At 39.3% G+C, this 25,118-nt stretch carries 21 protein-coding genes and 1 riboswitch; of the genes, 13 read left to right on the plus strand and 8 right to left on the minus strand.

Features of this window, described 5'->3' with window-relative positions; translation table 11 throughout:
• Positions 1-5 precede the first annotated feature (5 nt).
• From FA047_RS04065 to rplT, 5 genes are all read left to right on the plus strand, one after another.
• Complete coding sequence (locus tag FA047_RS04065; RefSeq protein ID WP_136834687.1) at positions 6-743, plus strand: (Fe-S)-binding protein; 738 nt, start codon at positions 6-8, stop codon at positions 741-743.
• A gap of 110 nt (positions 744-853) precedes the next feature.
• Positions 854-2,779, plus strand: coding sequence for a threonine--tRNA ligase (gene thrS / locus FA047_RS04070; RefSeq protein ID WP_136834688.1), 1,926 nt, complete (start codon positions 854-856; stop codon positions 2,777-2,779).
• 13 nt (positions 2,780-2,792) lie between these two features.
• Entirely contained in the window at positions 2,793-3,362 is a 570-nt protein-coding gene (gene infC / locus FA047_RS04075; protein WP_136834689.1) for a translation initiation factor IF-3, read from the plus strand.
• A 26-nt stretch (positions 3,363-3,388) separates the two neighbouring features.
• Positions 3,389-3,589 carry a 50S ribosomal protein L35 gene (rpmI, locus tag FA047_RS04080; RefSeq protein WP_048905002.1) on the plus strand — a complete coding sequence of 67 codons (201 nt, stop codon included), beginning with the start codon at positions 3,389-3,391 and terminating at the stop codon, positions 3,587-3,589.
• A 75-nt stretch (positions 3,590-3,664) separates the two neighbouring features.
• A complete protein-coding gene (gene rplT, locus FA047_RS04085; protein ID WP_136834690.1) occupies positions 3,665-4,009 on the plus strand; it encodes a 50S ribosomal protein L20 in 345 nt (114 codons plus the stop codon).
• 95 nt (positions 4,010-4,104) lie between these two features.
• On the opposite strand, the gene bioD is transcribed toward rplT, so the two are convergent.
• From bioD to FA047_RS04100, 3 genes are all read right to left on the minus strand, one after another.
• Positions 4,105-4,716, minus strand: a complete 612-nt coding sequence (gene bioD / locus FA047_RS04090) for a dethiobiotin synthase (protein ID WP_136834691.1) — start codon at positions 4,714-4,716, stop codon at positions 4,105-4,107.
• Complete coding sequence (locus FA047_RS04095) at positions 4,709-5,842, minus strand: aminotransferase class I/II-fold pyridoxal phosphate-dependent enzyme (protein WP_136834692.1); 1,134 nt, start codon at positions 5,840-5,842, stop codon at positions 4,709-4,711. The genes bioD and FA047_RS04095 overlap by 8 nt, the downstream gene beginning before the upstream one ends.
• 99 nt (positions 5,843-5,941) lie before the next feature.
• Positions 5,942-6,718, minus strand: coding sequence for an XRE family transcriptional regulator (locus FA047_RS04100; protein ID WP_136834693.1), 777 nt, complete (start codon positions 6,716-6,718; stop codon positions 5,942-5,944).
• A gap of 135 nt (positions 6,719-6,853) precedes the next feature.
• Between FA047_RS04100 and FA047_RS04105 the strand changes: the two genes are divergently transcribed.
• Entirely contained in the window at positions 6,854-7,204 is a 351-nt protein-coding gene (locus FA047_RS04105; protein ID WP_136834694.1) for a GIY-YIG nuclease family protein, read from the plus strand.
• A gap of 56 nt (positions 7,205-7,260) precedes the next feature.
• Here the strand turns inward: FA047_RS04105 and FA047_RS04110 are convergent, their stop codons facing one another.
• A complete protein-coding gene (locus tag FA047_RS04110) occupies positions 7,261-10,389 on the minus strand; it encodes a peptidase MA family metallohydrolase (protein ID WP_317130907.1) in 3,129 nt (1,042 codons plus the stop codon).
• A 105-nt stretch (positions 10,390-10,494) separates the two neighbouring features.
• Positions 10,495-12,948 (minus strand): transglycosylase domain-containing protein, encoded by a 2,454-nt coding sequence (locus tag FA047_RS04115; RefSeq protein WP_136834696.1) that lies wholly within the window; start codon positions 12,946-12,948, stop codon positions 10,495-10,497.
• 168 nt (positions 12,949-13,116) lie between these two features.
• Here FA047_RS04115 and FA047_RS04120 point away from each other — a divergent pair, with 168 nt between their 5' ends.
• From FA047_RS04120 to FA047_RS04150, 7 genes are all read left to right on the plus strand, one after another.
• Entirely contained in the window at positions 13,117-13,995 is an 879-nt protein-coding gene (locus FA047_RS04120) for a polyphosphate kinase 2 family protein (protein WP_136834697.1), read from the plus strand.
• A 277-nt stretch (positions 13,996-14,272) separates the two neighbouring features.
• Positions 14,273-14,473: riboswitch (cobalamin riboswitch) on the plus strand.
• A 97-nt stretch (positions 14,474-14,570) separates the two neighbouring features.
• On the plus strand, positions 14,571-16,631 hold the full coding sequence (locus tag FA047_RS04125) for a TonB-dependent receptor (RefSeq protein WP_136834698.1): 2,061 nt from the start codon (positions 14,571-14,573) through the stop codon (positions 16,629-16,631).
• Positions 16,632-16,636: 5 nt separating this feature from the next.
• Positions 16,637-17,761, plus strand: a complete 1,125-nt coding sequence (locus FA047_RS04130; protein WP_136834699.1) for a YncE family protein — start codon at positions 16,637-16,639, stop codon at positions 17,759-17,761.
• A gap of 15 nt (positions 17,762-17,776) precedes the next feature.
• Positions 17,777-18,760 carry a PKD domain-containing protein gene (locus FA047_RS04135; RefSeq protein ID WP_136834700.1) on the plus strand — a complete coding sequence of 328 codons (984 nt, stop codon included), beginning with the start codon at positions 17,777-17,779 and terminating at the stop codon, positions 18,758-18,760.
• Positions 18,761-18,816: 56 nt separating this feature from the next.
• Positions 18,817-19,923 (plus strand): YncE family protein, encoded by a 1,107-nt coding sequence (locus FA047_RS04140; RefSeq protein ID WP_136834701.1) that lies wholly within the window; start codon positions 18,817-18,819, stop codon positions 19,921-19,923.
• Positions 19,924-19,938: 15 nt separating this feature from the next.
• Positions 19,939-21,033, plus strand: coding sequence for a cell surface protein (locus FA047_RS04145; RefSeq protein WP_136834702.1), 1,095 nt, complete (start codon positions 19,939-19,941; stop codon positions 21,031-21,033).
• A gap of 83 nt (positions 21,034-21,116) precedes the next feature.
• Positions 21,117-21,698: a DUF6580 family putative transport protein gene (locus tag FA047_RS04150; RefSeq protein ID WP_136834703.1), complete on the plus strand. Its 582-nt coding sequence runs from the start codon at positions 21,117-21,119 to the stop codon at positions 21,696-21,698.
• 19 nt (positions 21,699-21,717) lie between these two features.
• Here the strand turns inward: FA047_RS04150 and FA047_RS04155 are convergent, their stop codons facing one another.
• Genes FA047_RS04155 through FA047_RS04165 form a run of 3 tightly spaced genes read right to left on the minus strand, consistent with a single transcriptional unit; the run spans position 21,718 to position 25,081 of the window.
• Positions 21,718-23,502: an LA_2272 family surface repeat-containing protein gene (locus tag FA047_RS04155; RefSeq protein WP_136834704.1), complete on the minus strand. Its 1,785-nt coding sequence runs from the start codon at positions 23,500-23,502 to the stop codon at positions 21,718-21,720.
• Complete coding sequence (locus tag FA047_RS04160; RefSeq protein WP_136834705.1) at positions 23,499-24,488, minus strand: FecR family protein; 990 nt, start codon at positions 24,486-24,488, stop codon at positions 23,499-23,501. The genes FA047_RS04155 and FA047_RS04160 overlap by 4 nt, the downstream gene beginning before the upstream one ends.
• An 8-nt stretch (positions 24,489-24,496) precedes the next feature.
• The gene (locus tag FA047_RS04165; protein WP_225872624.1) at positions 24,497-25,081 is read right to left on the minus strand and encodes an RNA polymerase sigma-70 factor; all 585 of its coding nucleotides are present in this window, start codon (positions 25,079-25,081) and stop codon (positions 24,497-24,499) included.
• Positions 25,082-25,118 lie beyond the last annotated feature (37 nt).

Here is a 25,118-nt window from a genome sequence, read left to right on the forward strand (position 1 = left end):
TAGAGATGAGAGTAGAATTGTTTGTGCCTTGCTTTGTAGACCAGTTATATCCAGAAACTGCATTTAATACAGTTAAATTGCTGGAAAAATGCGGTTGTGAAGTATTTTTCAACTCCGCACAGACCTGTTGCGGTCAGCCAGCTTATAATGCAGGCTATTGGGAACAAGCTAAAGAAATAGGGAATAAGTTTTTAAATGATTTTTCGGAGACAGATTATATAGTGGCCCCTTCTGCATCATGTGTAGGCATGGTTAAAAAGGGTTATAGCGATTTATTTACCAATACAATAGTGCATAATAAATGCAGGAATATCCAGGCCAATATTTTTGAACTGTCAGACTTTTTAATAAATGTATTGAAACGTGATTACTTCGGTGCTGAGCTTGATGGTAAAGCGGTTTATCACGATTCGTGTAGTGGGTTGAGAGAATGTAAAATCAAAGAGGAACCTCGCTTGCTGCTTTCTAAAGTTCATGGTCTGGAAATAGTAGAGATGAAAGATACGGATATGTGCTGCGGATTTGGCGGAACCTTTGCTGTTAAATTTGATGCGATTTCTTCTGCAATGGCGGAACAGAAAGTGAATAATGCGCTGGAACAAGAGGCAGAATACATTATTTCCACTGATTTATCATGCTTGATGCAGCTGCAAGGCTATATTGATAAGAATAATATACCACTTAAAACCATGCATTTAGCCGATGTTTTAGCCAATGGATGGCTGGAGAGTACTGAGTATTAATTTTTTAATCGCGGTACCATCTTGTTTTGTTATCTTTGCAATAACTAAGGATCACTTTGTAGGTGATTGAGAATATACATTTTTTATTAATTTTTAAATCATAGTTGTAGATGATTAACATTACATTACCTGATGGCTCAAGCCGTCAGTACGAAAAGGGCACAACCGCCCATCAAATTGCATTATTCATTTCAGAGGGTTTAGCCCGTAATGTTTTAGCCGCAGAAGTAAACGGAGAAGTATGGGATTCTTCAAGACCCATTTTAACTGATTCTTCTTTAAAGCTATTGACATGGAATGATACTGCAGGTAAAGCTACTTTTTGGCATTCATCAGCCCATATTATGGCTGAAGCATTGGAAGCTTTATATCCGGGAACTAAGTTTGGTATTGGTCCGGCGATAGAGACAGGATTTTACTATGACGTGGATTTTGGCGACAGAGAGTTTTCTTCTGATGATTTTAAGGCGATAGAAACTAAAATGCTGGAGCTTGCAAAGCAGAAAGAAGTATTTGAAAGGAAATCTGTTTCTAAGGCTGATGCTGTTGCTTATTTTAATGAAAAGGGTGATGAGTACAAACTGGACCTTTTAGAGGGACTGGAAGATGGAAAGATCACTTTTTATAGACAAGGTGAGTTTACGGACTTGTGCCGCGGTCCGCATATTCCAAATACCGGTTTTGTCAAAGCAGTTAAATTGATGAATGTTGCCGGTGCTTATTGGAGAGGAGATGAAAACAGAAAACAGCTGACACGTATTTATGGTGTTACTTTTCCTAAGGCAAGCGAGCTGACTGAATATCTTCAAATGATTGAAGAGGCGAAGAAACGCGATCACAGAAAATTGGGTAAGGAACTTGAATTATTTGCCTTTTCTGAAAAGGTAGGTATGGGATTGCCATTGTGGTTGCCTAAAGGGGCAGCTTTACGGGAACGTTTAGTTCAGTTTTTGACTAAAGCGCAGGGTAAGGCAGGATACGAACAGGTAATAACCCCGCATATTGGTCATAAAAACTTGTATATTACTTCAGGACATTATGAGAAGTACGGAAAAGACGCATTTCAACCAATAAAGACACCTCAAGAAGGCGAAGAGTTTTTTCTGAAGCCGATGAACTGTCCACACCACTGTGAGATTTATAAAACAAAACCACGGTCTTATAAGGATCTTCCTTTGCGTTTTGCTGAGTTTGGTACAGTATATAGGTACGAACAAAGCGGAGAGCTACATGGCTTGACACGTGTTCGTGGTTTTACCCAGGACGATGCGCATTTATTTTGCAGGCCTGATCAGGTGAAGGAAGAGTTTAAAAAGGTGATAGATCTGGTACTTTATGTCTTTAAATCTCTAGGGTTTAACGATTATATAGCCCAGATTTCTTTGAGGGACCCTGAAAACAGAGCTAAATATATTGGAAGTGATGAAAACTGGCACCTGGCAGAAAATGCGATCATTGAAGCAGCTGCTGAGAAAGGTTTACCAACAGTAGTAGAATACGGAGAAGCAGCATTCTATGGTCCAAAACTTGACTTTATGGTAAAAGATGCTTTGGGTAGAAAATGGCAGTTGGGTACTATTCAGGTAGATTATAATTTGCCTGAACGTTTTGAACTGGAGTATACAGGCAGCGACAATATGAAGCACAGACCGGTAATGATCCATAGAGCACCTTTTGGTTCTCTGGAGCGTTTCATTGCGGTTTTGATAGAGCATTGTGCTGGTAATTTCCCGTTATGGCTCTCTCCTGAACAATTTATTATTCTTCCTATCTCTGAAAAGTATGAAGAATATGCAAAAAAAGTTTCAGATGAACTAAATAATTCCGATATTCGCGGGCTGATTGACTTTCGTGATGAGAAAATCGGAAGGAAAATCAGAGATGCAGAAGTTAAAAAGATACCTTATATGCTGATTATCGGTGATAAGGAAATGGCAGAAGGAAAGGTGTCAGTGAGGAAGCATGGTGAGGGAGATTTAGGAGAAATGACACTGCAGGAATTTAGTGAATTATTAATTAAAGAAATAACAGTTTAAATAAGATACAAATTTGGCATTAGGCAGACCAGGATTTAATAGGGGACCACGTCCTCCTTTTAAGAAAAAAGAAGCAGAACATAATATTAATCAGTTTATCAGGGCACAAGAGGTAAGGTTAGCTGGGGATAATGTTGAACCGGGGATTTATCCTTTGGCAAAAGCTTTGGCCATGGCAGATGAATTGGAGTTGGATTTAGTGGAGATTTCTCCAAATGCTGTTCCTCCTGTTTGTAGAATAATCGATTACAGCAAATTTGTTTACGAACAAAAGAAAAAGCAGAAAGAGATTAAAGCTAATGCTAAGCAAACTGTTATTAAGGAGATTAGATTCGGGCCTAATACCAATGATCACGATTTCCAGTTTAAACTAAAGCATGCAGTTAGTTTCCTGGAGAATGGTGAGAAAGTTAGGGCGTATGTTCACTTTAAAGGAAGAGCAATTGTTTACAAAGAGCAAGGAGAGATTTTGCTTTTGAAATTTGCGCAGGCCCTGGAAGATATAGGTAAAGTAGAATTACTGCCTAAATTGGAGGGAAAGCGGATGTTTTTGACACTTGCACCAAAAGTTGCTAAAAAATAAATAAATTACATAAATAAACACAGGTTATGCCAAAAATGAAAACCAATTCCAGTGCTAAAAAGCGTTTTTCGCTTACTGGAACAGGTAAAATCGCAAGGAAGAATGCCTACAAAAGCCACATCTTAACAAAGATGTCGACTAAACGTAAGCGTAACTTAGGTCAGACTTCAATGGTGTCTGATGCTGACATGGGCAACGTTAAACGTATGCTTGCAATCGGTAAATAATTAAATTTTAAACCAGGTAACCGGTAGATAAGTTTGCTGTAAAACGCAACACCGTTTATCAAAAACAATTAAAACATGCCACGTTCGGTAAACGCAGTAGCTTCGAGAAGAAGAAGGAAAAAGGTCTTAAATTTAGCCAAAGGCTATTGGGGATCAAGAAGCAAGGTTTTCACCATTGCTAAAAATACGGTAGAAAAAGGTTTGCAATATGCATACCGTGACCGTAAAGTTAAGAAAAGAGAATTTCGTGGATTGTGGATTCAGCGTATCAATGCTGGTGCACGTCAACACGGTATATCTTACTCTCAATTAATTGGTAAATTGGCTAACAAAAACATCGGTTTAAACCGTAAAGTTTTGGCTGACTTAGCAATGAACCATCCAGAAGCTTTTAAAGCTGTAATTGATGCAGTAAAATAGATATAACTTTAAGTTATAATGAAAAAAGGGAGCTATTGGCTTCCTTTTTTGTTGCAGATACTTTTATGTGCTATTAATTATTTCAACGTTTGGAATTATATAGAGATATATTGTCTACAATTAGCAATACTTTCGCTATCAATGATGCTCAACTTGGGTACTTTCCCCAAGATCTTTACATTGCTATATTTGCTAATATAATCTTCACTTTCCTGATTAGCTATGCCGTTAAAAATCAAACCTTCGATATTGATGTTGTTTGATTTGAATACTTCTAACGTAAGTAAAGTGTGATTGATACTACCCAGGTAATTTTGACTAACTACAATCACTCTAGCCTTCAATTTTTTAATCAGATCTAATATAAGTTCCTCGTCATTAAGCGGAACCATTAATCCCCCTGCACCTTCAATAACCAAGTCATTTGTAGTAGGCGGAATGTCAATATCACTTACGGAAATTTTAACACCATCTATTTTTGCGGATAAATGTGGCGATAAGGGCTGGCCCAGACGGTATCTTTCGGGATGTATAGTCGTTTTTTTATTGCTTATCAGATGTTTAATCAGTAGACTGTCGCTGATTTCAAGATCTCCAGATTGAATTGGTTTCCAATAGTCTGCATTTAGCTTCTCAGTAAGGATCGCACTAACAATGGTTTTTCCTATTCCTGTGCCTATTCCTGTAATAAAATAAATATTACCCATGTTCTTGTATAGATGATAATGTATCGATTAATGTTTTTATTTCTTTATCCGTATTGAATGTGTGAAGGCAAATTCTTAAACGTTCTCTTCCTTCTGGAACCGTCGGGCTTAATATGGCCCGTACATCCAGTCCTGTTGATTGAAGTAATTCTGCCGCATTCTTTGCCTCAGAATTATTATGGTAAAGAATTGTTTGTATAGCACTTTTGCCAATGCTTATCGGCATGGACGAAGCTCTGGCCACTTCAGTATAATATTGTATCCTGTCTTGAATCAAGGCGGTATAATCGGTTTCGATCAACATGTCATACCCACTTTTGATTACTGCAATATTGTGCAGTGGAGCAGCTGTAGTATAGATAAATGACCTTGAATAATTGATGAGGTATTCTCTTAAAATTTTACTGCCCAATACGATAGCTCCGTGTGCACCCAGCGCTTTGCCAAAAGTAACAATTCTTGCAAATACACTGTTTTCGAGTTTCAGATGCTGGACCAGTCCATTTCCATGATCGCCGAAAATGCCTAATGCGTGAGCTTCATCTACAATTAGCGCTGCATGATATTTTTTACACAGATCACTGATTTCTTTTAGACGAGCAAGGTCGCCATCCATCGAATATACACTCTCGACGACTACATATACATTACCTTTCGCTAAGCTTAACTTGGCTTCAAGATCGATAATACTGTTATGCTTGAATGTATAACGATTTGCATGAGTTAATCTCGCACCGTCAATGAGGCTTGCGTGAATAAATTCGTCGGAAATTATGGTATCCCCACGTTGAGCGAGCGATGATAGCAGACCGAGATTGGCATCGTATCCGGAATTGAAAATTAAACCGCTTTCTGCAGAATGGAATTTAGCTATAAGTAATTCGGTTTGTTCAGTAAACATATGGTTGCCGCTGAGCAAACGTGAACCACCTGAACCATTTTTGTATTGAGGTATTTGTGATAAGTTGTCTTCAATTACACTTTTGAGCTCAGAAGATCTTGCAAATCCGAGGTAGTCATTAGAAGAGAAATCTACAGCAAATGATTTTGTGCTGAGTTTTCTTAATGAGCCGTGTTCTGTTTTGGCTTTTAACCTGTCTTTTATAAATTGTTCGGCTTTATCCATTTGTCTCAAAAATAAAGAAAGCAGAATAAAGTATGCTTGTCCTGCTAAATTTTTAAATAACTATTGTTCATTTTTATTTAAGCAGGACAAGTATAAAACTTAGTTTTTATTTAATTGAGAAATAGATTTCTGCATTTGAGACATCATATTTGTCAAGGTTTCTATAGTAGGTTCGGGAGTCGGATCTGGAAGAGTAGAAGATATGTAGGCTTTTGCTTTCCAGATCTCAAGAATATCATCCGCAGATATCGTATAAGGATCGTATACTTTATTGTCTGATATTAATTTTAAATCTTTATTTTCTTTGAAACGATTGCCAGCTCTTTTATATACCACTCCTTCATTTTTGCTGATGATGATATAGGTTTCACCTGTTTTTACGTCATTCCAATTGTCCAGGTATTCTGCAAGGATGATGCTGCCAGGTTGTATTGGAAGCATGGAATCTCCCATGATTTCAAATGCGCGGAAAGTTCCCTGTCTAAGAAAAGGAAGTGGTAGTTGAAATTTGGGCAGGTCTTTAATGTATTGCGGATCTGAAAAGCCGTTTAGATATCCGGCACTTGCTTTTACAGGAACCATTTCTATATTTTCATTGTCGTCTTTATCAACTGAAATGCTAAGGACTCTCAAATTAGATCCCTGGCTTTTTGGCTTTGGTTTCCAGTCTTCATTTATATTTTCATTGATGAATTCATCAATAGTAAGTTCGAAGTATTCTGCTATTTTCTTTAGTAAATCGTATTTTGGTTCAGCTCTGTCTTCTTCATAGGCTCCGATGAGTGATCTCTTAATACCCATTGCATCAGCAAATTGCTGTTGTGTATGGCCTTTTTTCTTTCTTAAGTACTTAAGGTTCGATGAAATGTTTGACATAAAATAAAAATTTAATATTTATTTGTTTTTACTAAAATAGTTAGTATTATTGTGCCAATAAAGTTAGTAATATTAATTTGAATATCCAATAAGAGTACTAATTAAATTAGTTTGTAAATATTAAAGCCAAAGGCCATGAAAAAATTCGTATACATTGTGACAGACAGGAATCGCACCAGCTTACACGTAGGAATGAGTTCTGATTTGATAAAAACATTGGATTTTTATAAGCAAATGCCAAGTTTGTTTTTCGATAATGCACAACAATTAACGCGTCTGGTATATTTTGAAGAGTTCAAAACTGAAGCCCAGGCTTTGAGCAGATTCAAATTGATGAGCAGATTTACAAGAATGCAGAAGGAACGGGTCGTGAGGTCTTGTAATCCAGATTGGGTTGATCTTACTATAGGATTAGATTTTGAGCACATCATTTCCAGTAAGAAGCTGATCAATCAGGTTAATCTGCCATTTGGAATGCTTTCTTAAGTTTTCAAACAAGACGTATATTGATATGTCTTGTTTGAAAATGACTATATGTTCTTTTACCAGCCTGGTGCAAATGTAAGCCCGAATACTCCGGCAGATACATCTTTACGCTGAAAAGGAAAGGCATAATAAGGTTCAAGAACAAAATATCCGAAGACATTTACTCTGAGTGAGATACCTGCACTCAATGCGGGAACTCTTTCCGCAGGTTTGCCATTAGGTAGGAGCATACCATTTGGCTGGTCTTTGAAAGCTACTTTAGAATCTTCATCCCATGCTACTCCTGCATCGAAAAATAGATTTAGATCCGTAAATAAAAACTTGGATGGAATTGCAGACAACTTTTTAGGACCTGTAAATGGTAAGCGTACTTCCAGGTTTACAACGGCAATTTTACTTCCAGATAATTGATTGATATCAAATGTACCAGGGTTTGCATTATTGCTTCTATAGAAAGAATTAGCTTCATAACCTCTTATAAGGTATGAATAACCAGCGTACAGAGGGTAGAGGTTTTCACCATCTCGTCCAACCCTTATGTAGTTATACGTTCTGGCCGCTAATGTAATTGGCTTTAGACGTATGTATTTTCTTACATCTACTGTAAACGCAGAGAAGCTATAATCTCCAAAATATCTTTCAGCACCAAGTCTGTATCTGAATCCATCCAATGGAGAAGTAATGCCGGATATAGAGTTGTCTCCAACAAAAGAAGCATTGAGCTGAAAGATAGAAAATGAATTGAATGGTACCCCGAGTTCTTGCGATGCCTGATTCGTAGGTACTTTTGCTTTCTCCGACCCAATATAATAGCCAATTGCTCCACCGCCTAAATCTTCATAATAATTACTGATCCTGTCAATTCGATAGCTATAGCGCGAAAATGCACCACCGGCTTCGAATCTATGTACTTTATTGAAAGGATACGCTGCGAAAAGTTGAGCCTGATCTTCAAACGTCCTGATTAAGTTAGTTCTGTCGCTATAAACGTCAATCATAGTGCCGTCTCCTCTGTCAATTTTCTCAGGAACGATTTCTCTGAATCCGGTAATATACGGAATGTGAGATAAGGCAACTCCCCAATTGATTCTACTTTGTTGGTTAATATAGCCGACCAAGCCACCGAAGTCATAGATCTCCCCATTGATGGAAAGATTTGCAATGATTTGATTTCGGCCGATAATATCGCTGAACATTCCTACAATACCACCCTGAACGCCTGTTCCAAAACGACTAGTGGAAACACCAACGCCACTATTCGCAAGATAATCTAATTTGAATTTTGGTCTGTAAGGAACCAATTTCATTGAATCAGTTGTTGTTTTTTCAAATCGTTCAAAATTACCGAGATTTGAGTTTACAATATCCACTCCATTACTTTCCATTGGAGGCAATATTGCAGCGTCAAAATTTACAGCATTCGCATCAACTGGTCTTGACTTGAAATTGCTTAATGGCGAGTTATATAAAGTATAACGCTGCGAACGATAGTAGCTATAAACAATGTCATCATTCCTTGATACCGATATAGCAGGTGAGAACTCCGTGATACCACTAATTCCTGTAAAATAATCAGTCAGTTGTTTTACCGAGTTGTCAGTTAAATTGTATTCATATAAATTCCTGAATCCATCGCGATTTGACAAAAAGAATAGTCTTTTACTATCGCCGGAAAACTGTGCATTTAAATTGTTGGCTCCTGGGAAAACAGGTACATCAGATAATGATTTACTTTCTAAATCGTAAACCGTCAAATTGATTGGGTGAACAGCATTAGTGCCACTTTTTAATAAAGAGGCCCTATCTGAAGAGAAAACAAGTTTTTTACCATCAGGAGAGTAACTTGGTGCATAATCAGAATATACATCATTGGTGATCTGAGTAATCTTTTTTGTTTTCAGGTTGTAAGAAAAAATATCACTTTGGCCTTCAACCATTCCGGAAAAAGCAAGATCATCGCCGTTTGGCGACCAGGTAATGTTTCCAAATTGTTCCACATGAGACATATCCACGCGGAGTGAAACCTTACCATTGTCCACGTTCACGATCATTAACTGATTTTTGCCCTTACTGAAGATGCTAAATGCAAATTGCTTTCCATCCGGAGACCATGCACCTGCTGACTCTATAAAATTAAAATCATCAATATGAGAATTAGATACCTGACTACTTAGTTTTCTAAGTATTTTGCCTGTTTTCGCATCCGCTAAGAATAAATCTATTCCAAAAAGATCTTTTTCAGACATAAAAGCAAGGTATTTTCCATCGGGGCTCAAAGCAGGAGCAACGTTCATACTTCCGCCATTTTTGTTGTCAATGATTTTAGCTCCGCTGATCTTGATCTGGGAACTGTCTGCCCTTAGCATCGGACGGTAATGTTTTTCTATTGCATTTTTCCATAAACCAGAAAGAGTATTGTCATCGTATCCAAAGGTGTATTTCAGTCCATTTTCATAGCCAAACCTTGCTGTAGACTTAAACAGTGGAACGATGGTTGTATCACCATAAACCGAACCGATAAAGGTCCAGAAAGCCTGTCCATAACGATAGGGGAAGTATTTGTTTGAATTAGTAAGGTCTTTTAATGATGGTATATCGCGATTTAAGAGTGCATCCCGCATCCACATAGAGGTAAAAGCATCAGTTTTTCCAACAGACAAATATTCAGCCATACCTTCAACCATCCATAGCGGAATCTGGCTTACACCTTCCATACTTACAGAATCCTTTTCGAGGAGGATATGGTATTGGAAAGCATGCACAAGCTCATGACCCAAAACGTGCCTGGTTTGGTTATTTAACTCCATTATAGGCATAATTACTCTATTTTTAAGCGCTTCAGTAACACCGCCGGTACCTATGCCTATTTCTCCCTGAAGAGCTGTAGTCTGTTGAAAATCAGGGTGGTTATTATAAAGTATGATTGGGTTTTTTTTGAGGAAGGTATCCCTGAATATCTCCTGATGCATTTTGTACCAGGTTTCCGCATCCTGAGCAAATTTTTCGATCATTTTTTCATTTTTCAGATAATAATAGATCTCAAAATGCGGAGTTTGAAGCACTTTAAACTTTTCATTTTTATACCTCACTTTATTTTGCCCAAAATATTGTGCATGAACAGAAGCGATAGATATCATGATAATGATTAACAGTGGGATTAGCCTTCTCAGAAATGTAGAGTTCATGATCATATTATGATTTTAGTTTAGTTGTTGTTCTTTTAAATTTACGCAAAATTCCCCAAAATAGTTTTAGTAATTATTGAACTGATTATACTTTAGCCCAATGGTTTACTGCACATTATTTTTCTGTTGTTTTTCCCTTTCCTTCTCTTCCTGTCGTTGCTTTCTTTTCAGCTGCCGTTCTTCTTTTTTCGTCAACGGAAGCTCAGTTGCCGGTTGTTTTGCCACTTCAGAAGTTTTAGTTTCTACCGGTTTAACCGGGTTTTCCTGTACAGGAACAGGATGCTGTTCTACCGCAGGTACTTCAAAATCTGTTGAATCTACAGCAAGACTATCTGTACTTGAGGTATCCACCTGGTATCTTGGAGTAGGACAGTTGATTTCCCTGCCCAGTTTACCCTTCCATTTAGGGAAAGGACCTTCTGTATATCCGGTGGTTTTATCTTTGTAAACCTTTTCCATGAATTTGGCAAAGATTGGTAAAGCAGTTCTAGACCCTTCACCGGTTTCGCCATTTTTAAAATGTGCCGTACGTTCATCGCAGCCCACCCACACTCCGGTAACCAGATCTTTAGTGATGCCCATATACCATGCATCTACATAATCCGAGGAAGTACCTGTTTTACCACCGATCTGGTTGTTGTTTTTCCATAAATCCCATTCCCAAAGGGCCTGAGATGTTCCTCCAGGTTCTTCCATACCACCTCTGAACATGTAAAGCATTAGCCATGCGATTTCTTCAGACAGCACTCTTTTTGTTTTGGCTTTAAATTCTTCAATGACATTGTCGTCCTGATCGGTGATTTTTTCAACCAGGATAGGGTCAGTCCTGACACCTTCATTCAGAAAAGTACTATAAGCTCTTACCATTTCATATACAGATACGTCATTAGGACCTAAGCTGACAGAAGGAACAGGAGCAAGGTCGCTTTCTATACCGCACTCATACGCCCATTTTACTACATTTTCCGCACCTACTTTTTCCGTTACCTGCGCTGTAATTGTATTTACGGATTTGGCCATTGCCCATCTGAGCGACATTTCTCTGTAGCTAATGCTCCAATCCGAATTTTTTGGTTCCCAGTATTCGGTTTTACCTTTTTCCTGATAAGCGATCCTTACAGGTTTGTCGGTGAACTTGTCGCATGGACTCATTCCGCTTTCAAGTGCGGCGAGATATGCAAATGGCTTGAAGGTCGACCCAGCTTGCCTTTTCGCCTGCTTTACATGGTCGTATTTAAAGAATTTGTGGTCGACACCACCAACCCAAACTTTAATTTTTCCACTAAACGGATCCATAGTCATCATGCCTGTATTCATGATTTTTCCATAATATTTTATAGAATCCATGGTAGAGAATAAAGTATCCCTATCGCCCTTCCAGGTAAAGATCTTCATCTTCTTTTTTCTGTTGAAATAAGCTTCTACAGAGTCAGGAGTTTCTTTATATTTCTTCTGAAGCATGGCATAGATAGGAAGGTTTTTCATTGCCCTGTTCGGATAATCTACCTTTTGTTTTTCAGAATCTTCCCAGGGATCTTCATTGCCCCAGACATTGTAAAATCTCTTCTGGATGACTTTCATCTGCTCTATGACAGCTTCTTCTGCATATCCCTGCAGTTTAGAATCTATGGTAGTGTATATTTTTAATCCATCTTCATAGAGGTCGTAATTGTTATCCTTGCACCATTTCTCAAGATATTTATCGACAGCAGCTCTTAAATAAGAATCCCCGTCACTTCCTTCGTCAACTCTGCCTTCCTTAAGTTTTAGAGGAACTGCTTTGAATTCATTCAATTGCTGGCTATTGATATAACCATATTTATTCATTTGCGACAGTGCCACATTTCTTCTCTCCAGTGATCTCTGCGGATTTTTGATAGGGTTATACATCGAAGTACCTTTTAGCATTCCTATCAAAAGTGCCGATTCCGGAACATCAAGCTCGTTTGCTTCCTTGTCAAAGTAAATTCTTGATGCGGTTTTTATCCCATAGGTATTATTTCCGAACGAAACAGTGTTCAGGTACATGGTGATAATGTCGTTCTTCGAATAGTTAGATTCCAGTTTTACAGCAGTCAGCCATTCTTTAAGCTTCGCAACAATGGTGCGTACCAATGGTATACGGCTCAGTAGTCCTTGTGATTTATTGTATCTGGTCCGGTATAAATTTTTGGCGAGCTGCTGGGTAATGGTGCTGGCGCCTCTTTTATCACCGGTCGCTGTGGATATACCGCTTGATAAAAGCGAGCGGAAGTCGATTCCCATGTGTTTATAAAAGCGAACATCCTCGGTTGCTACCAATGCATTGATGATGCTCGGGGAAATTTCGTTGAAGTTTACCGGTGTCCTGTTTTCTTTAAAATACCTGCCGATTAATTTGCCGTCTGCTGTATATAATTCAGACCCTACCCTAAGTGTCGGGACCTTAATGTCTTTATATGAAGGGGAATAGCCGAATAACCATAAAAAGTTTAGCTGCAACGCACAAAAGAAGATGATGATACAAAAGAGGACTATGCTTGAATAACGTATGTACTTATTGCGAATTTCTTTAAACATGTGATAAAGATCAAAAAAACGTAAAACTGTTAATGTTAAATAGTGTTAAAACTTGCAGTACAAATTAACGTAATTAATTTACTTAAATTTCCTCCGTCAGCCTATTTTTTAATACCAGAGCGCACATAAAGCTTTTTGTTATATATTTAAAGTCAAACATCACCTGATATGAAAGACGAGATTAAACAATATTTTGCTACACCGGGCAAGAAGATATCATTAAAAGATTATAGTACGAGTTATAAGGGGGAATTAGTCAAAGATGATGGTAAAGACCTTCTGGAAGAAATAAAGGGACAACTGAGTAAATTTCAGGAAACCCTCTATGCGGCCAATTCACATTCCATTTTGATCATTTTTCAGGCAATGGATGCTGCTGGAAAAGACAGTGCTATTGAGCATGTGATGTCGGGCTTAAATCCACAGGGGTGTCAGGTTTATAGTTTCAAGACCCCAAATTCTGAAGAATATGAGCACGACTTTCTATGGAGGCATTATAAAGCGTTACCTGAAAGGGGAAGGGTAGGCATACACAACCGTTCTCATTACGAGAATGTATTGGTCTGTAAAGTGCATCCCGAGTATGTTTTGAAAGAAAATATCCCTGGTTATAGTGATGTAAAGCAAATTGACAAGAAATTCTGGAAACAGCGTTACGAGAGTATCCGGAATTTCGAAAAGCACATCAGCGCCAATGGCACGGTGGTCATCAAAATCTTTTTATACGTTTCCAAGCAGGAGCAAAAAGAACGCTTTCTGGACAGGATCGATGACCCTGCAAAAAACTGGAAATTTTCTTCGGCTGACATAGCGGAGCGTCAGCTTTGGGACGATTATATGAAAGCCTACGAACAGACTATTGAGGAGACTTCGACAGATGAATGTCCATGGTATATTGTTCCGGCAGACCAAAAGTGGTATAGCAGACTGGCAATCAGTAAAATATTGAGCGATGCTTTTGAAAAACTTGACCTTAAGTTTCCTGTACTTGTAGAAGAAGAGGGTAAGAAGCTTGAAGAAATCAAACAGCAGTTGCTCAAAGAGTAACGCTCAACCAGGCAGTTTTGATAAGAAAACGCATTGCCTACTATAAACCTACATATAGATAACTGAATTAAACAATCCTTCCTATATTGTTGGACTATGGTTGGACTATCCTTATTGTGTCCATGGATAGTTCAACCATAGTCCAAGGATAGTTTAAGGACCCTGTAATTATGTCGTCTATATATAGCTACTCTGAAGCTCACATTTACTAGAACAACCATTCAAGGAAGCATAATAAACAAAGACCATAAAGTTTGTTCCTGGCTGAAATATTGAGTACCTTTGCGACGCTTTTGGTTTCTGACTAATTTGTTCAGGATTAAAAGGGAATACGGTGTAATTCCGGAACTGTCCCGCAGCTGTAAGCTCTATAACGGTGTTCTAATCGAAGCCACTTTTTGTAATCCTTAGGGAGCGCAATTGGGAAGGCAGAATACCGGGAGTAAGTCAGAAGACCTGCCAAGAGTGGTAATATTTCATAGCTTTCGGGGATTGAAGCTTGGAGTGAGTGCTTGTTTATTGTATTTCATTTCCTTGATCTAACTGTTTGCTGTGGGTAATCAACTCACATCAAAATGATAAGAAACAAAAGTGTCGTAAAGGCATTAAATTGTGTTTTTTTAGTTGCTGCATCCATTATAGGATGTGGTGCTTTTGTGCCATTGGTTTCATCCGCCCAAAACAATACACCTAAACACGTAAGTACTGATTCGTTGAGTAAGGTAAATCAACTCAATGAAGTCAATATCAAGAAAATAAAAATCAGCAGGAGACAAACTTCATCTACTCCTCTACAAATATTATCAGGCGAGGAGCTTCAGAAACTGAACAGTTTATCTGTTGCAGATGCGGTTCGTTTTTTCTCCGGGGTACAATTGAAAGATTATGGTGGCATTGGCGGATTGAAGACCATCAATGTTCGCAGTATGGGTACCAACCATACAGCGGTGTTTTATGACGGCGTGCAATTGGGCAATGCCCAGAACGGGCAGGTAGACCTTGGCAAATTTTCGCTCGATAACATTGAGGAGATAGAACTGTATAACGGTCAGAAGAGCTCTATATTTCAATCGGCCAAAGGTCTTGCCTCTGGAAGTTCGCTATATCTTAAATCCAAACAACCCGACTTTGCTAATTGCAGGACACAGAAAATCCGAGCAGCCATAAAAGGGGGCTCATTTGGATTGGTTAATCCATCTCTATTGTGGCAAAGTAAAATCAGCAATAGTGTTTATAGCTCAGTCAGTGCCGAATATAAAAATGCAAATGGCCGTTACAAGTTTCGCGCTACCAATGGCGTATACGATACTACAGCAGTGCGGACGGATGGCGATATTGAAACCATGCGTTTGGAGCTGGGGCTAAATGGGGTATTGCCTGATAGCAGTAAATGGAGGATTAAATTGTATGGTTATAAAGATAACCAGGGACTACCAGGTGCGGTTGTAAACAATGTATTTGCCTTTTCGCAAAGGATGTGGAACAGGAACCTTTTTGCGCAGTCGGCCTATGAAAAAACTGTTGGCAAATACAGTTTACTGGCCACAGCAAAGTATGCCAACGATTACCAGCGTTATCTTAATCCTGATATTGTCACTGTCGATGGTTTGCAGGAAAACAACTACTACCAGCAGGAAATATATGTTTCTTTGGCCAATAAACTGGAACTGACGAAATATTGGGATGTGGTATTGTCGGCCGATTACCAATGGAATAAGCTAAATGCCGATCTGTACCGCTTTTCATATCCTGTAAGGAATACAATATTAGCCGCTTTGGCTACACAACTCCATTTTGAAAGGCTGGACCTCCAGGCCAGTTTGTTGAGCACGCTTAAGTACGACAGCACAAAGCGTGGACCTGAAGATCCGGACAGAAATGAACTTACACCTACAATCCTGGTATCCTGGCAACCCTTTAACCAAAAGGAGTTCAGGTTGCGCTCATTTTTCAAAAGCATTTTCAGGATGCCAACATTTAACGATCTTTATTACACCCCTTACGGATTCACTGTTTTGAAACCGGAGTATACCAAACAATATGATCTGGGCTTTACTTATCTTAAAGCCTATGAAAATAAGTTATTGAGCCAGTTTTCCATACAAGCCGATGCTTATTACAACACGGTGAAAGACAAAATAGTGGCCGTACCGAGCAATAACCAGGCGAGGTGGAGTATGGTAAATCTTGGGCTTGTAGAAATTAAGGGATTAGATGTAAATATACAGTCAGCATGGCAGTTGGCCTCTGATCTAAGTCTTACTGCCGCTCTCACCTACACCTATCAGCAAGCTATCGATGCAGCGCCAAGCTCGCCAAGTTATAAAGACCAGATCACTTATGTTCCGGTACACAGCGGATCATTTATGGCAGGTGCTGCCTATAAATACTTCTCAGCAAATTATAGTTTCATTTATACCGGCGAGCGTTACAACCAAAGCACCAATAACATATATAATTATGTAAGGCCATGGTACACACACGATGCGGCGGTACACTACAATACCCGTTGGAATAAAAGAGAAATACGCATCAACGCCGAGATCAACAATCTGCTGAATCAGGATTATGCGGTAATAGAGAATTTCCCCATGCCAGGCCGCCATTATCGCTTTGGATTAACCTATAACTATTAGTCGCCATGAAAAATTTAATTCTCCTGATTGCTTTTTCTGTACTTATGGCATCCTGCCGTAAAGACCTTAAGCCAATTCCTGAAGAGCAGCAACAAGTTATACCTCCTGATCCGCTAAGTACTGTTAAGGGATTTTACCTCGTTAATGAGGGCAATATGAATATGAACAAGGCCTCATTGGATTATATGGATTACACCAAAGGTATTTACCGGAGAAACATTTACAACGAGGTTAATCCTTCGATCGTAAAGGGGCTTGGGGATGTGGCAAACGACATAGGAGTTTATGGTTCCAAGCTATATATAGTAGTCAACGTTTCTAATAAAGTAGAGGTTCTAGATGTCAGGACTGGTAAACGCATTACTCAGATCAACATTACCAATTGCAGGTATATCACCTTTAAGGATGGAAAGGCTTATGTGAGCGCATACCTGGGCAAGGTGGGCGACCCTAAGGCACCGAATGGAGTTGTGGTGCAGATAGATACAGTTTCACTGACCGAAGTGAAAAGGGTTGACGTCGGGCGGCAACCGGAAGAAATGGCTATTGTGGGACAAAAGCTATATGTGGCCAATTCAGGAGGTTATAGTCCGGGTGCATACGAAAGAACCGTTTCTGTGGTTGACCTGAATTCATTTGCTGTAATTAAAAATATCGCTGTGGCCATAAACCTGCACAGGTTAAAAGCAGACCAGTATGGTGATTTGTATGTAACCTCGAGAGGTGATTATTATGATATTCCTTCTAAAATGTTTGTGATAGACACCAAGACGGATGAGGTGAAAAAGACTTTTGATATTGCCGTCAGCAACCTGGTGATTGACGGAGACATAGCCTATTACTATGGATCGGAATGGAGTTACGATGAGGCTAAATTTACGGTAACTTATGGTATGCTGAACGTGAAGAATGAGACATTGATGGACAGAGGGTTTATTTCAGACGGTACCGATAAGTCCATCACCATTCCTTACGGAATAGCTGTCCATCCCATTACCAAAGAGGTTTTTGTAACAGACGCCAAAAATTACGTGTCGCCAGGCAAGCTGTACTGCTTTAACACCGCCGGACAAAAGAAATGGACGGTCACAACCGGCGATATCCCGGCGCACTTTGCATTTATTTATTAGACCCTATATATTAAAATGAGCTTTAAGAAAGACAACCCGCTTAGGAATTTAAAGTCGGCACTGATGGTAGTTGCTGTTTCTCAATTGTGTTTAACTGCCTGTAAAAAAAATGAGCCCGACGCGGAAGTTTACGATCCAAGACCCGTTACAGCATCAAGTTCAAAGTCTATCAGTAAGATCTTTGACTATCTGCCGGCGCCCGGGCAGTTCATCAATGAAGGACTTGGTAGCCCGGAAGCCGCGCAAGCGCTCGTAGGCAAAGCTCGTGAAGGCCTTGTATCTTTGGGCGGCTATGGTGGCTACCTGGTATTTGGTTTTGACCATTCCATTGAAAATATGGAGGGTGCAGACATTGGAATTTATGGCAATCCTCTAACTGGGGTAGCTATGGAGTGGTCTGAGCCTGCAATTGTAATGGTCATGCAGGATTTGAATGGCAATGGTTTACCAGATGATGGTTCATGGTTTGAGCTTGCAGGCAGTGAATATCATAAGCCAGAGACCATAAAAAACTACAAGATCACTTATTATAATCCTAAAAATACCACAGATGACATTAGGTGGACTGATAGTCAGGGTAAGGAGGGCTATGTTTTAAGAAATAACTTTCATCGCAAATCTTATTATCCTTTATGGATCAAAGACCAGGACCAGGTTTCTTTTACCGGAACATTGCAAAAAAACAGCCTGTCTGACGAGAAGATCATTACCAATAAACCTCTCGATTGGGGATATGCCGATAATGGCTCGGAAGATTTCAAAGCTTTGATGGAAAGTACTGGTGCGGCTTATAATTCCTTCGATATTTCCTGGGCAGTTGACGATGAAGGGAATAAAGTAAAGCTAAAGCATATTGATTTTGTTAAAGTGTACACGGCACAAAATTCAAATGGAAATCCTTATGAGCCGGACATCACAAATCCAAGGTCAAGAGTACTGGGAGAGGTTTCTACCGAGATAGGTGGGGCCATAGATATCAAATTACATTTAAAAAAATAGATAAAAACCGACAGACAGAGTTATTTTACAGAGCTTTGTCTGGCTAAAAAGCAAACATGATGAACAAACTAAACTTTAAGCCGCTCCTATTTACAGTATTATTTGCAGTCCTGGCGCTCAGTGCCTGCAAAAAAGATAGATTACCGACAATTGACCCTCAGCCAAATGCAACAACGGGTATTTATGTGTTGTGTGAAGGACCATTTGGTAGGATAAACAATAGTACGATTACTTATTATGATATCGCTACAAAAGCTTTAGAGAAGGACTATTTTAAGAAACAGAATGGAATTGACCTTGGTACAGGTGCCAGTGCCCTAAAATCATATGGCAGTAAAATGTATTGTATAGTTACCGGTGATAATTCAACAGCTAAAGACGCTTATGTTGAAGTAATTAATATCGCGACGGGTAAATCAATTAAACGAATTCCCTTTTTTAATGATACCAAAGATTTTTCTCCAAGAAATGTTGCCTTTCATAAGGGCAAGGCATACGTTTCTGGTTATGATGGTTTTATTACGAAGATAGATACGACAAGTTTAAATATCGAATCGAGGTTAGAAGCTGGCGGTGCGATGGAAGAAATGGCCATTGTAAACAATAAGTTATATGTTACCAATTCATTGCATCCTTACATTAGTAATCCGATAAATTCATCCGTTTCGGTGGTTGATCTGAATACCTTTAAGAAATTGACAGAGATTGCAACCAGCTTCAATGCAACTAAGATAGCCGCTTCTCCAAATGGGGATTTATTTGTTGTAACCAGAGGACAGTATCAGCCATCTATTGTTCCTGCTTTTGAAAAACTAAGCAGTGTTACTGACACTAAAATCCAGACTTACACTTATGATTTAAATGCCATTACGATAGCAGGAACAAAAGCTTTCGTGATTACAGGTCACTATCCTTCAGCCTTAAAGACATTCAATATTTCAAATGCAACTGTTGGTGCTAATTTTATTACAGATGGAACTGCTGTAAGCAATATTTATGGCATTACTGTTGATCCACTTAATAGTGATGTGTATGTAGCTGATGCAACAGATTATTCGACTGATGGCAAGTTTTTCTGTTTCGGAGCTGATGGGACTAAGAAATTTGAATTTGCTACTGGTTCAATTCCCCAAAGTGCAGTATTCAAATACAGCTATAAATAATTTAAAAAAACCGATATGAAAATCAGACAGTCCTTATCGATGCTCTTGCTCAGTTTTGCCATGTTTAGTGCATGTAAGAAAGATAAAGAAACCCCAGAGCCGCCCGTAATACAGATGGGCATTGAAGGGACTGTATTGAATGTAAAGGTGAATGAGACGATTGCTTTTTCAGCCCTTAATGTAAATGGTAGCGGTTATGAACAGGAGTGGAAGCTGGATGGAGAGGTAACCAGCAATACTTCCAGCTACGATTTCACCGCTATTCAATCTGGAATTTATACAGTAGAATATACAGCTACGAATAATGGCGGGGTATTTTCCCGCAGTTACACAGTAAATGTAGGTTTGCCCAACATTCCGGTAACGCCGGGCAGTAGTGCTTACGTAAAAACAGTATTTGAGTTTTTACCCGGACCAGGACAAAATACCAACCGGACACTCGGAACACTTGCTGCAGCAAAAAGCCTGGAAGGGAAGCAAGGTCTTGTATCACTTGGAGCCTGGGGAGGTTACATTGTACTTGGCTTTGACCACACGGTGATCAATGAAAGCAATAAGGACGACCTGGTGGTTTACGGTAATCCGCTCGCTAATTTCGCCGAGCCCGGAATTGTATGGGTGATGAAAGATGCAAATGGAAATGGTAAACCTGATGAAATCTGGTATGAAGTTAAAGGCAGTGAATATACCCAGCCAGGTTATATGCGTAATTATGAAGTAACATATAGCAAACCTGCTGCAGGTGGGCCTGTAGCCTGGAGAGACAACAAGGGAAACAGTGGTACAGTGAATATGGGCAGTAAGGTACAGGGCTATCCATCATGGATTTCCGGAAACGAATATACCCTGAAAGGTTCGCTGCTTCCCTCAACCAATATCAAACCTGGCGTACAGATCACCAGTATGCCTTTTGCTTTTGGCTATGCGGATAACCTGGTTGATGGCGATAAAATAGACATCGCAAATGCCGTGGATGCCGACGGTAAGCCGGTTGCCCTTGCAGGAATTGATTTTATAAAGATCCAGACAGGTATCCAGGCCAATCTGGGCATATTGGGTGAACTCTCTACTGAACTACTGGGGGTGCTCGATCTTGGCCTGATCAAATAAAGCGAGTCGTTATATAAGAAGAATGCGAGCTGTTTTATTATCCGTAGAAATAACATAACTTTGGTCTATAATTTTTTAAAAATATGTCTGACTCAAAATTCAACCCGCGTACCGCAATACTTTTATTGATCATTGTATTGGTTAGCATTATACGCGTTGCAGCAGCGCTTTCTGACAATTTCAAGGAAATAGCCAACTTCTCTGGAGTAGGCGCTATTGCGCTGTTTGGGGGTGCTTACTTTAGTAATAACATCAAAGCTTTCGGATTCCCATTACTTATTTTGTTATTGAGTGATATTTTTATCTCTCAGATATCTGGATATGGTTTCTTCTATGGCGGATGGTACTGGATTTATATAGCCTTTATCCTGATGGTATTTGTTGGTAAAGTAATGCTGACGAAAATAAATGTACAGAATTTGGTATTGTCAACTATTGTAATGGTATTGATTCATTGGATCGTATCCGACATTAGTGCGATGTATATACCGGGGTTATATGAACCAACCCTGGCAGGTTACTGGGCATGCCTCGTAGCTGCTATTCCTTACGAACTTAATTTTGTTTACGGATCTCTGATTTACGGAGTACTGATGTTTGGTTCGTTTGAATTGCTTAAAGCAAAATATCCATATCTGAGTTTAAGCAGAAATACTGTAGCTTAAGATTTTAAATATGCAGGAGTTACATCAGCGTAATTCCTGCATTCCATCCCATCCATCCCTTTATTCCTGAACTGATTTTATGAGCTCTTTGGGGGGCAACTCTTTGCTGATACCCTTTTTCGGCTGAGCCTTCAGTGCCATTATAGGTCGAATAGACCGGTCCGGCAAATAAGGTAATTCCTTTAAAAACCTGGTATTGCAGGTTAGCCTGAAACCTGTTCAAGAAATTGGTGTGATCCCAATTGCCCAGATACAGGTATTGTCCTGTGATTTCAGCAGCGACTGATAATTTATTGTTAAAAATAAAGTCATGTCCGAAACCCAGACCGGCGGTAAGTATTTTAGCAGAATCACCATGGTTTTTTCCGGCAAGGATGATGTTGTAGAGCTTAGCGTTCCCTGTTTTTAATGCAATATTTGCATTGATGGTTTCGTCGGTTGAAATGCTGATCTTATGATAACCATGATGGACATAGTTAATTAAGCCAATACTATATCCGGTATTGTAATCAGAAATATTGACCAATCCGATCTGTAGTCCTTTCATTTGCTTCGCATAATTGAATACACCAGTGATCTGAACTCCGGATAGTTCCTTCAATGCTATATTTCCCACACCGGAAATCTGTACGCCATCAATCTCTTTAGCGGTATAGTTAATCAATCCGGCAATCTGCGTACCCTTGGTCTTTTCGGGCGATATATTAGCCACACCTGCTATTTGTGTACCTCTGAAACCCTTGAAAGTAATATTCGTCACCCCCGCAATCTGAACACCTTCAACATCTTCCTTTACGTGGTTTACTACACCAGCTACCTGGACGCCCTTAACACCTGTTCTCACATCATTTAAAAGTCCGGCTACCTGCACACCTTCCACCGAGCCACCTACACCATTAAAACCTCCTGCGATCTGCAGTTTGATGACATTTCCTTTGGTGATGTTAAAAAGTCCGGCAATTTCCACACCATTAATTCCGGCGGTGTAGCCTCCGATTATATTCAAAGAACCTTTATTGATGACCTGTGAGCTCATGATGCCATGCGAACTTAAGCCAGGGGTGAAGGAGGCCTGGAAAGGACTATTCGCTAAAAATCCAGAGATGTTCAGGCTCTGGAATTTTTGTTTTGACGATAAGAAGAACCGGCTGATACCTGATTTTTCTATGGTATTAAAAAAGAAGCTTCCCTTTTCGTCGTTCTTATCCCGATAACCCTCTGGCTTAATCTTGATGTCAGATAAAAAAACAAGGGAAGTATCACGGTACATTTCTTTACTGGCCGTTAGTATGATCATTGTATGATTTCCCTTGATGCGGATTTTGAAATACCCTTTGTCGTCGGTAAGGTCGCCATCTAAAGTCCGTTTTTCGTATACACTGGCCTTTCCGACCGCTTGTCCTGTCCTCTTATCGACTACATACCCGCTGATCTGATATGATTTTTCATTACTGCTGATGTTTTCAGGTTCTATGGTCAGGTGATTGGCAGCATACCTTAGAATGACATGCTCACCCATCTCTTTATAGGCGACCTTTCCGTCGAAAATGCGGTCCAGGACATCTCTTACCGGCATATTGGTGGCACTTACATTGACAATACTATCCTGGTTAAAAAGTATACCGCTGTAGGAGAAAAAGAAGCCGCCTGTTTTACTTAGTCTGTCCAATACCTCAGATACGGGTTTTGCTTTTACATCCAGCTTTACCAGTTTATCCAGATTACGCATGTAGTCATCTGTGTTATTTTGTGCCTTGCACCATGATGATATGCCAATCAGCAACAATATGATCTTTAATCTCATTTGTTTTTAGACAATAAAATCTGCGCTCCGTTACGGGTTATTTTTAAATCCATGGTCTTGCAAATCGTTGCAAGGTTTGAGTCAAAGGAATCCGCTCTCTTAAGGGTAGTGTTGATGGGCTCATTTGCAGTAGAGGGCTCATTGATAACGATTTGTGTATCATATGCTTCGTTTAAAGCTGTTGTCAATTTGATCAATGGTATGTTGTTGGCTACGAAGTAATTGCTGCGGTAATAATTATACAGCTGATCTTTATTTGTTTCTTTGATCAGTTGAGGCGAAGAAGGTTTTATGGATACTTTTTCACCCTTTCTCAGTTCTATAACGTCATTTCCAGATGCTACTTTAACTATACCTGTTTCTACGATAACCTCAGTTTCATCCTTAACATGTCTGATATTGAAAGAGGTGCCAACTACGGTAACAGATACCTGATCTATTTCAATTACAAAAGGGTGGCTTTTGTCATGTGCTACATCAAAAAATACATCACCTTGTTTCAATTGAACACTTCTTTCTTCCTTAAAGTCTGTAGCATAGCTGATGACTGAATTTTTGTTCATTGTGATTGCTGATCCATCTGGAAGTGTTTCTGTAATCACTTGATTTCCTGCCGACAGATTTGTATAGTTTTGTTCGCCAAAGAAGTTGTATATAAACCAGATACCTGCAATAAGAACGAATGAAGCAGCAATCTTGAGCCAGCTGTAATTGACTTTAAGGGATTTAACCGTATTTTTTTGTGTCAATGAATCGATGTTCTCGCCAGATTGACTTGCAGCAACTCTTGCTTTAAACCTGATCCAGGCTTGTTCCTCATCAGCCTTTCCATTTGGAGAAAGAGTTTTACTTGCTAACCAGATTTTTTCAAACTGGGTAAAATAGGTTTTGTGAGCAGGATCTGCATCTATCCATTGCTGGACTTTGGTGTTTTCGTGTGCGTTTGCTTCCTTTAAAAGAAACTTTATCAATAGTTCATCCTTCATCGTTTCTTTTAATTAAAAAAATCCTTGTAAAACATAATTATGCCGGGTATGATGAGGGTGATAAAGTCGGCAAGCTTTATCCTTAATATCTTTAAAGCCTTTCCCATTTGGTTTTCCACAGTCTTTATGGATATACCAAGCTGTTCGGCGATCTCTCTATATTTCAGATCTTCAAATCTGCTCATCTGGAATACAGTTCTGCAATGTTCGGGGAGCTCATTCAGGGCTTCCTGCAATTTCTTTTGAAGTTCAGTAAGTTCCACTTTTGAGGAAGCCGGTTCATGCTGATCATTCATCGTATACATCGCAAAATCCTGGTATTTGGTCCTTATTTTCTGATGCTTGATGTAATTTAAACAATCATTATAAGTGCATTTGTATAAATAGGCCTTTATGGAAGATTGTATGTTCAGCAGTTCACGTTTTTCCCAGAATTTGAGAAACATGCTTTGAACAATCTCTTCTGCCATATCCTTATCTCTCAGCATTACCCCCGCATAGGCGTGGAGCTCCCGATAGTGCGCCTTAAAGAGTCGCTCAAAAGCAATATCATCATAGATCTGTTCTGCTGCCGGAGATGAAGTTTTAGTCAAGCTTATTGGTTTATAATCTGACTCAAACTTAGATAAA

The organism is Pedobacter frigoris, from assembly GCF_005116445.1.
Taxonomy (GTDB): Bacteria; Bacteroidota; Bacteroidia; order Sphingobacteriales; family Sphingobacteriaceae; genus Pedobacter; species Pedobacter frigoris.